The sequence below is a fragment of the Sulfitobacter sp. UBA4523 genome (assembly GCF_002388305.1).
Classification (GTDB): domain Bacteria; phylum Pseudomonadota; class Alphaproteobacteria; order Rhodobacterales; family Rhodobacteraceae; genus Sulfitobacter; species Sulfitobacter pontiacus.
On sequence record NZ_DGMH01000020.1, the window covers coordinates 38,493 to 47,212 of the forward strand.

9 protein-coding genes are annotated in these 8,720 nt (G+C 59.0%); 5 read left to right on the forward strand and 4 right to left on the reverse strand.

The window, feature by feature from the left end:
• Positions 1 to 20: 20 nt before the first annotated feature.
• From B3849_RS04470 to B3849_RS04480, 3 genes are all read left to right on the forward strand, one after another.
• Positions 21 to 1,601, forward strand: coding sequence for a lysine--tRNA ligase (locus B3849_RS04470; RefSeq protein WP_278424871.1), 1,581 nt, complete (start codon positions 21 to 23; stop codon positions 1,599 to 1,601).
• 62 nt (positions 1,602 to 1,663) lie between these two features.
• Positions 1,664 to 2,077, forward strand: coding sequence for a DUF4864 domain-containing protein (locus B3849_RS04475; RefSeq protein WP_184583222.1), 414 nt, complete (start codon positions 1,664 to 1,666; stop codon positions 2,075 to 2,077).
• A 160-nt stretch (positions 2,078 to 2,237) separates the two neighbouring features.
• Positions 2,238 to 4,526, forward strand: a complete 2,289-nt coding sequence (locus tag B3849_RS04480; RefSeq protein ID WP_278424872.1) for a glycosyl hydrolase family 28-related protein — start codon at positions 2,238 to 2,240, stop codon at positions 4,524 to 4,526.
• Here the strand turns inward: B3849_RS04480 and B3849_RS04485 are convergent.
• The gene (locus B3849_RS04485; RefSeq protein WP_278424873.1) at positions 4,523 to 5,197 is read right to left on the reverse strand and encodes a hypothetical protein; all 675 of its coding nucleotides are present in this window, start codon (positions 5,195 to 5,197) and stop codon (positions 4,523 to 4,525) included. The genes B3849_RS04480 and B3849_RS04485 overlap by 4 nt on opposite strands.
• 128 nt (positions 5,198 to 5,325) lie before the next feature.
• Entirely contained in the window at positions 5,326 to 5,511 is a 186-nt protein-coding gene (locus B3849_RS04490; RefSeq protein ID WP_005851419.1) for a PLDc N-terminal domain-containing protein, read from the reverse strand.
• A gap of 155 nt (positions 5,512 to 5,666) precedes the next feature.
• Between B3849_RS04490 and B3849_RS04495 the strand changes: the two genes are divergently transcribed.
• The gene (locus B3849_RS04495; RefSeq protein ID WP_037964936.1) at positions 5,667 to 5,945 is read left to right on the forward strand and encodes a hypothetical protein; all 279 of its coding nucleotides are present in this window, start codon (positions 5,667 to 5,669) and stop codon (positions 5,943 to 5,945) included.
• Between the two features lie 73 nt (positions 5,946 to 6,018).
• Here B3849_RS04495 and B3849_RS04500 read toward each other — a convergent pair whose 3' ends face one another.
• Positions 6,019 to 6,273: a hypothetical protein gene (locus B3849_RS04500; protein ID WP_005851424.1), complete on the reverse strand. Its 255-nt coding sequence runs from the start codon at positions 6,271 to 6,273 to the stop codon at positions 6,019 to 6,021.
• 167 nt (positions 6,274 to 6,440) lie between these two features.
• Between B3849_RS04500 and B3849_RS04505 the strand changes: the two genes are divergently transcribed.
• Positions 6,441 to 6,626, forward strand: coding sequence for a DUF3008 family protein (locus tag B3849_RS04505; RefSeq protein ID WP_005851426.1), 186 nt, complete (start codon positions 6,441 to 6,443; stop codon positions 6,624 to 6,626).
• A gap of 9 nt (positions 6,627 to 6,635) precedes the next feature.
• Here B3849_RS04505 and uvrB read toward each other — a convergent pair.
• Positions 6,636 to 8,720, reverse strand: a 2,085-nt coding sequence (uvrB, locus tag B3849_RS04510) for an excinuclease ABC subunit UvrB (protein WP_286779869.1), incomplete at its 5' end; no start/stop codon positions are given.

Sequence of the window (8,720 nt, forward strand, 5' to 3'; positions counted from 1 at the left end):
AAAATGATGGAATTGATGACATGTCGCAGATGCGTGAAGCAGCCCTAACCAGTAAAGCGTGGCCGTTCGAGGAAGCACGTCGGGTGTTGAAACGCTATGCAAACAAGGCCCCCGAGAAGGGGTACGTCTTGTTCGAGACCGGCTATGGCCCGTCGGGTCTGCCGCATATCGGGACTTTCGGCGAAGTTGCGCGCACGACGATGATCCGCCGCGCATTTGAGCAGATCAGCGACATTCCGACGCGGCTGGTGTGCTTTTCCGACGATCTGGACGGGATGCGCAAGGTGCCGGGTAACGTGCCCGACCCCGCCGCATTGGAAGAACATCTGCAGCGCCCGCTGACATCGGTGCCCGATCCTTTCGGCAAATACGACAGCTTTGGCGCGCATAACAACGCGATGCTGCGGCGTTTTCTGGATACCTTCGGGTTCGAGTACGAGTTTATCTCGGCCACGGAGTTCTACGGCTCCGGCAAGTTCGACGAGGTGCTTTTGCGCGCCGCCGAGAAGTATGACGAGATCATGGAAGTGATGCTCAAGTCGCTGCGCGAGGAGCGTCGGCAGACCTATTCGATCTTCCTGCCGATCCACCCTGAAACAGGGCGGGTAATGTATGTGCCGATGAAAGCGGTCAACGCCAAGGAAGGCACGATCACCTTCGACGATGAAGACGGCACCGAAATGACCTTGCCGCTGACCGGCGGCAATGTGAAGTTGCAGTGGAAGCCCGACTTTGGCGCCCGTTGGGCCGCCCTTGATGTCGACTTTGAGATGTACGGCAAGGATCACAGCACCAACACGCCGATCTATGACAAGATCTGCCGTATTCTGGGCAACCGCCCGCCCGAGCATTTCACCTATGAGCTGTTCCTTGATCAGGACGGGCACAAGATCTCCAAATCGTCGGGCAATGGTCTGACCATCGACGAATGGCTGACCTATGCCAGCGCGGAATCGCTGTCGTATTTCATGTATCTCAAGCCCAAGACGGCCAAGCGCATGTATTTCGACGTGATCCCCAAGGCGGTCGACGAATACCACCAGCAGCTGCGCGCCTATGAAACGCAGGACGAAAAGGGCAAGCTGAACAACCCCGTTTGGCATATCCACGGGGGCGATGTGCCCAAGTCGGATATGGTTGTGCCCTTCTCGATGTTGCTAAACCTCGCGTCGGTCTCCTCGGCCGAGGACAAGTCGCAACTGTGGGGCTTTATCCAGCGGTATGCGCCGGATGCGACGCCCGAAGGCAACCCCGGTATGGATGCGGCGGCCGAGCATGCGGTGCGCTATTACAATGATTTCGTGAAGCCCGCCAAAGTGTTCCGCGCCCCTTCCGAGCTGGAGCGGGAAGCCCTGGAAGACCTGCGGGACCAGCTGAAGACATGGGACGGCGGGCTGGATGCCGAGGCGTTGCAAACGATGGTTTTCGCCGTCGGGAAAGAGCGTTTCAACCCGCTGCGCGACTGGTTCACCGCGCTGTACGAAGTGTTGCTGGGCGCCAGCCAAGGTCCGCGTTTCGGTGGGTTCATCGCGCTGTATGGCGTGGATGAAACGGTCGCCCTGATCGGCGACGCGTTGGCGGGCAAGCTGACCACGGCGTGAAACTATTGCCCTATGATGTGCGTGGCTTAGGTTAAGTTCAACACATCATAGGGAGCATTCTCATGCGTGGCGCGGTTCTTTCGGCCTTTTTCGGGATGGTTTTGACCTTTGCGACGGCGTTTGGTGCCATGGCGCAGCAGGCGGATATCGAAAGCACGATCACAGGCCAGTTCGACGCTTTCAAGGCAGATGATTTCGAGGGTGCCTTCGCATATGCGAGCCCCAATCTGCAGATGATGTTTCAGTCTTCGGAAAATTTTAAACGTATGGTGACCACGGGCTATCCGATGGTCTGGAAACATGCCGAGGTGCGGTTTCTGGACCTGCGCGAGATCGCCGGTGCGCAGTGGCAGAAGGTGCAGGTCACGGACCTGAAAGGATTTACCTATTTGCTGGATTATCAGATGGTTGAGACGCCCGAGGGCTGGCGTATTGCCGCCGTTCAACTGCTGGATGCGCCAAGCGTTTCTGCCTGACAGGCGCGACATCTTTGGCACGCTCATGTGACCGCCTGCGGCGTACGTTGCGGTTAGGCGTGGTTAACCCTTTGTGCATAAATCTTTCCCCCTGCCGGCCAAGCGCCGGAGTTTTGCAATTCATGGGGGGCGACATCGCAACCCGACGAAGGGGATGACGATGAACAAGGCAATCACAGACGGTCTGCTGCTGACACCTGCGGCATTTGCGCAAGGCTTGGATGTGTATTCAAGCGGGGATGGCACGGCGGGGTCTGATACCTATGCCAATGCCATAAATGCAGCGTTTATCCCTGCGGATCAGGACTTTGGCGGGGCGCTTGAGCTGATAAAAACGCAATCCACGCAAAAGCTGCGATATATGGGACAGACGCCACTTTTGCCGGGGTGTTACCTGCGGATTACGGCGCGGGTGAAGGCGATCAGTGGGAATCTACCGTCGGTGCGGATCGCGGGGTATCCGGCGCTTGGCAATGGCAGCCGCGCGGGCGGGCTGGTGGAGGCCGGTCCGGCGGTGACGCTGACCAGCTATGGCGAGGTGGTCGAGGTCAGCGCGATTGTCGGGTCGGGGCTGCGCGGCGGGGTCGATATGGTCTGGGGCAACGCGCCGGTCTATGGGCATTTCGGGCTGGACCTCACGGGGCAGAATGGCGGGGTCGTTCGCATTGATGATTTGCAGATCGAGGATGTGACGGGCGTTTTCCTGCGCGACATGCTGGCACAGGTGGATGTGCGGGACTATGGCGCGGTGGGGGATGGCAGCACCGATGATACGGCGGCCTTTGTGGCGGCGAATGCGGATGCGCAGGGGCGCAGCGTGTTGATCCCGCGCGGGACGTATCTGCTGAACGGGGACGTGACCTTTGACGCGCCGACGCGGTTTGAAGGGACGGTGATCATGCCCGCCAGCGCGATCCTGCTGCTGCGGCGCAACTTTGATCTGCCGAATTATATCGAGGCGTTCGGGAATGAAGAGATCGCCTTTCGCAAGGCGTTTCAGGCGCTGCTGAACAATGCGGATCATGAATCGCTGGATTTGGGCGGGCGCAAGGTCAACGTGACCGGCCCGATCGATATGCAGGCCGCGACACCCGAACGCAGCAGCTATGCCACGCGGCGGGTGATCCGAAACGGCCAGCTTGAAGCGGCTACGAATGGCGATTGGGATACGGTCACGGTGACCTCGCAGGCCAGCTATTCGCCCTCGGATGCGCGCAAGCTGACAAATGTGGTGAATGTGGCGAATGTGCCTGTGGGGGCGCTGATCACGGGCAATGGGGTAGGGCGCGAGATTTATGTGCGCGCCAAGAACGTCGCCACGCAAGAGATTACCCTGAACGCGCCTTTGTATGATGCGGCGGGGACGCAGAATTTTACCTTTACGCGGTTCCAGTATCTGCTGGATTTCAGCAACTACAGCCAGCTGAGCAAATTCGTTCTGGATGACATCGAATTCCAGTGCAACAACGTGGCCAGCGCCATCAACCTTGCGCCATCGGGGACGATTTTCCATGTGCGGGACTGCTTTATCTCGCGGCCCAAGGATCGCGGGATCACGTCGATCGGCGGTGGCTGTCAGGGGATGTTCGTGGACCGTTGCCAGTTCCTGTCCGCCGAAGATGCGCTGGACGTGCCGGACCGGACCACGATCGCGATCAACTGCAACGCCAATGACGTCAAGGTTCGCGACAACCGTGCCACCCGCTTTCGCCATTTTGCGCTGCTGGCGGGGCAGAATAATATCGTCACGGGGAACCACTTCTTTCAGGGGGATACGGTCAAGAACGGCGTCCGCTCTGCCGGGTTGATCCTTGCGGCACAGCACACGGCGAGCGTGGTCAGCGGGAATTATATCGACAATTGCTTTGTCGAATGGACCAACGAACAAGACCCCGCGCCGGACTACAGCAGCGAGTATTCTTTCAGCTCCCTGTCGATCAGCGGTAATATTTTTCTGTCGGGCGAGGTGGCCCCGTGGTTCAGCTATATCGTGATCAAGCCCCATGGGGCGGGTCATGTGATCAACGGGCTGACGATCAACGACAACCGCTTCCGCAGCATCAACGGGTTCATTGATCGGGTCGAACGGATCGATACCAGCTTTGCCGATATGGATTTCTCGCGCATGCGCAATATCGAGATGACGGGCAATTCGTTCCACGGCATCCATAATCCGGTGTCGAACCCTGTGCAGGTTGAACATACCGAAGCCAGTCTGGCCAAGACCTGGGTGGTGGATATTGCCGACCGCTTTCCGTTCGGCGGGTGGGCGATTGCGGTGGATAGCATCACGATGGACGGGCCTGTGCGCAACGGATCGAATGTGGCGCAATACAGCGTACCCTATGTGCTGACGGATCAGGGTGCGGATCGTGATCTGCTGCATCTGGTCTGGAGCACTAGCGTCAAAGGGTCGATCTTTATGCAGGCGCGCATGGATAAACGCTAGAACTCGCGCCAGAGCGAGAGTTTTAGCGCGGGGTTGGAGGTGTCGTTGATCAACGTCTCTGCCCCGATCTGGAAGCGGATATCGGGGCGGCTTTTCAGCGGGCGCATGACGATAGAGGGCGCGACAGAGGTGGCGCTGGCGGCAGAGGTCGAGGCATAGTAGATTTGCAGCATCCCCGAAAACCGGTCGCCGAAGTTGATGCCTATGGTGCCGTCGACTTTGGCGAGATGCTCTTGCAGGTAGATGTCCCACGCGAGGGAGCTGTCGATGGTCACCCAGCCGTGTTTCTGCCCCAGCTTATAGCCGCGGCCCCAAGACAGCCCTGCTTTGACATTCGGATAGACCGCATCCCCCACCCATGCCGCGCCGAACCCCAGCTCTGCCGACCAGACGTTAGGGCGGTCGCGACGGCCTAAGGGGCGGCGCAGGAAAACCGACGCAAATCCCGATTGCAGGCCGATGGAACTGGCGAGAAAGCCGACCTCTGCCCCCAGGGTCAGGTCGTCGCGCACGCCATATTCCATGAAGGTGCTTTCCGAAATGTCGTAGTTGCGTGTGACGTTTACCGTGGTGGAGGTAAATCCCGTGCCCTTTTCGCGCAGCCACGCGCCGCCCTGTGCAGGGGTGGGAAGCTGCAGTAAGCCAAGCAGAAGGATCGGCCAGTAGCGCATGGGATACCCTTTCGGCGGGTAGCTTGGCGCGTCATGCTTAACAAATTACTTACAGACCTTTGGGGCGGCATGCGAAAAGGCCCGCAGCAATGCTACGGGCCTTTCTCGTTGAATCGTGTGTGCGTCGTTTAGACGTTGACGCTGCCGCCGCGTGGGCCAGCGATCAGCCATACGATAAAGCCGACAACCGGGAAGATCAGGACGCCGAGAATCCAGAGGATTTTCGCAAGCCCCGAAGCGCCGGAGGTGAAGATTTGATAGATCGCGTAGATGTCTGCGATCAGGATAATGAGTCCGAGAAGGCCGAATTCCATTGTAAAGCTCCTGGGTTGTAATCTGCATTACTGTCTGGGATCACAACTTCCCGTTCGGCCCAGATGTTCCCGAAATTGTTACTGGAACCATTTCCCGCTTCGCCGAGTTGCCCTTGCATCGCCTAGAACGGCAAGTGAATTTGGAAGGAAATACTATGAAGACCTCTACCGCAGTAATCGCAGGCCTTGCCGCAATTCTGGTCATCGCATTCGCGATCTTTTTCATCGATATCGATCAGACTGAAGAAGGCTCGCTGCCGGATGTTGATGTGTCCGTCGAAGGCGGCAACCTGCCCGAGTTTGACGCACAGACCGGTTCGGTTTCCGTGACTGAAGAAGAGGTCGACGTTGAAGTTCCTGACGTTGAAGTGACCACCGAAGAGAAAACGATCACCGTCCCCGGCGTTGAGGTTACTCCGCCCGCAGGTGACTGATATCGTTTGATGGTTTGAACGCAGAAAGCGCCCTCTGATTTGGTCAGGGGGCGCTTTTGTTATGAGATAGGGCTTAGTTGCGGGTCAGTTTGGTCGCGGGTTTCGCACCGTTGTCGCCGTCGGAGGCGAAGGTCAACGTGACTTTGTCGCCGGCCATCAGGTCAGACGGGACAAGGGTTTTGGCATCCAGCGTCCAGGATGATTTGTCTTGCAGGACGATGATATTCGCAAGGCGGTCATAGGCAAGGATCGTGCCGGTTGTCTCATCGGCAAAGGCGGGGGCAGAGAGGGCGGTCAGGCCCAGTGTAGCAAGGGCGATCAGGCGCATTTGGGATCCTCCGGATAAAGCGCAGACTCCGAATGTGGGGTGGGTGCGGGTGCAAAGCAATCACCTTGCAACGGGCGCATGAAAATAATTATGCGCCACGCCGTAGCAGGGGAACTGCGGGCGGGTGGACGGGTTGTGCCGCTACATCCAACCGACAGGAGACAGCGATGAAAGCCCAATCGAAAGCCCAACAACGCGCCGCCGGTGCAGCCCTGTCTGCCAAGCGGGGCGAGACCAAGGTCAAGGATCTGCAAGGCGCGTCGAAAGATATGTACGACAGCATGTCAGAGGACGAGCTGGAGGAGATGGCCTCGACCGACCATGACGGGTTGCCGGACGAGGTGGATGACTAGACGCGCCGCCTAGCGTTTCTTACCGCCGTAGCGGGATTTGCCACCGCGCATCCCGCCGCGACCGCCGGTTGATCGGCCCGACGCCTTTTGCGCGTCATCGACGGCTTTTTCGACAGCGTACTGACGCGCCATCGGATCGTCGGCGATGGCCAGATCGACAGATTCGAGCCGTTTGACCTCGTCGCGCAGCCGTGCGGCTTCCTCGAATTCGAGGTTCTCGGCGGCTTTGCGCATATCGGTGCGCAACCCGTCGAGCACGGTTTGCAGGTTGCCGCCCGCGAGCGGGTTATCGATCTTGGCCGTGACGCGGCTCATGTCCACATCGCCTTTGTAGAGACCGGCGAGGATATCATCGACGTTCTTCTTGACCGTTGTCGGCGTGATCCCGTGTTCTTCGTTATAGGCCAACTGCTTGGCGCGACGGCGGTCGGTTTCGCCAATTGCACGCTCCATCGAGCCGGTGATACGGTCGGCGTACATGATCACCCGGCCTTCGGCGTTCCGCGCGGCCCGCCCGATGGTCTGGATCAGCGAGGTTTCCGAGCGCAGGAACCCTTCCTTATCCGCATCGAGAATTGCCACCAGCCCACATTCGGGAATGTCCAAGCCTTCGCGCAGAAGGTTGATCCCGATCAGCACGTCAAAAGCACCAAGCCGCAGGTCGCGCAGGATCTCGATGCGTTCGATCGTGTCGATATCGCTGTGCATATAGCGCACGCGGATGCCCTGTTCGTGCATGTATTCGGTCAGGTCTTCGGCCATGCGTTTGGTCAGCACGGTGCAAAGCGTGCGATAGCCGTCGGCGGCGACCTTGCGCACCTCGTCCAGCAGATCGTCGACCTGCATTTCGACAGGACGGATTTCGATTTTGGGGTCGATCAAGCCGGTGGGGCGAATGATCTGTTCAGTAAACACACCGCCGGATTGTTCGATTTCCCACGCGGCGGGGGTGGCCGAGACAAAGACCGACTGCGGGCGCATAGCATCCCATTCCTCGAACTTAAGCGGGCGGTTGTCCATACAGGAGGGCAGGCGGAACCCGTGTTCGGCCAGCGTGAATTTGCGCCGGTAGTCGCCTTTGTACATCCCGCCGATCTGCGGCACGGAGACGTGGCTTTCGTCTGCAAAGACAATCGCGTTGTCGGGGATGAATTCGAACAGCGTGGGGGGCGGCTCTCCGGGGGCGCGGCCCGTGAGATAGCGCGAATAGTTCTCGATCCCGTTGCAGACGCCTGTGGCTTCAAGCATCTCGATGTCGAAGTTGCAGCGCTGTTCAAGCCGTTGCGCTTCCAGCAGTTTTCCTTCGGCGACAAGCTGGTCCAGCCGCATCCGCAGCTCTTTCTTGATGCCGATCACCGCTTGGTTCATCGTTGGTTTCGGCGTCACATAGTGGCTGTTCGCATAGACGCGGATCTGGTCGAAACTGCCGGTCTTCTCACCGGTGAGCGGGTCGAATTCGGTAATGCTTTCCAGCTCTTCGCCGAAGAAGGACAGACGCCATGCGCGGTCCTCAAGGTGGGCCGGAAAGATTTCAAGGCTGTCGCCGCGCACGCGGAAGGTGCCGCGCTGGAAGGCGGCGTCATTGCGTTTATACGCCTGCGCGATCAGGTCTGCGATCACTTGGCGTTGGTCATAGTTGTTGCCGGTCTTGAGGTCCTGCGTCATCGCGCCATAGGTCTCGACCGAGCCGATCCCGTAGATGCACGACACCGATGCGATGATGATCACGTCATCGCGTTCCAGCAGCGCCCGCGTGGCAGAGTGGCGCATCCGGTCGATCTGTTCGTTGATCTGGCTTTCCTTCTCGATGAAGGTATCGGACCGCGCGACATAGGCTTCGGGCTGGTAGTAGTCGTAGTATGAGACGAAATATTCCACGGCGTTGTCGGGGAAGAACCCTTTGAATTCGCCGTAAAGCTGCGCCGCCAGCGTCTTGTTCGGGGCGAGGATGATCGCGGGGCGCTGTGTTTCCTCGATCACCTTGGCCATCGTGAACGTCTTGCCCGTCCCCGTGGCCCCCAAAAGCACCTGATCGCGTTCGCCTGACCGCACCCCTTCGGACAGTTCCTTGATCGCCGTGGGCTGGTCGCCCGC

What these genes read in the sequence shown, in the direction of transcription:
- B3849_RS04470 (WP_278424871.1), top strand. Translation starts at nt 21, where the DNA reads ATGTCGCAGATGCGTGAAGCAGCCCTAACCAGTAAAGCGTGGCCGTTC.
- B3849_RS04475 (WP_184583222.1), top strand. Translation starts at nt 1,664, where the DNA reads ATGCGTGGCGCGGTTCTTTCGGCCTTTTTCGGGATGGTTTTGACCTTT.
- B3849_RS04480 (WP_278424872.1), top strand. Translation starts at nt 2,238, where the DNA reads ATGAACAAGGCAATCACAGACGGTCTGCTGCTGACACCTGCGGCATTT.
- B3849_RS04485 (WP_278424873.1), bottom strand. Translation starts at nt 5,197, where the DNA reads ATGCGCTACTGGCCGATCCTTCTGCTTGGCTTACTGCAGCTTCCCACC.
- B3849_RS04490 (WP_005851419.1), bottom strand. Translation starts at nt 5,511, where the DNA reads ATGGAATTCGGCCTTCTCGGACTCATTATCCTGATCGCAGACATCTAC.
- B3849_RS04495 (WP_037964936.1), top strand. Translation starts at nt 5,667, where the DNA reads ATGAAGACCTCTACCGCAGTAATCGCAGGCCTTGCCGCAATTCTGGTC.
- B3849_RS04500 (WP_005851424.1), bottom strand. Translation starts at nt 6,273, where the DNA reads ATGCGCCTGATCGCCCTTGCTACACTGGGCCTGACCGCCCTCTCTGCC.
- B3849_RS04505 (WP_005851426.1), top strand. Translation starts at nt 6,441, where the DNA reads ATGAAAGCCCAATCGAAAGCCCAACAACGCGCCGCCGGTGCAGCCCTG.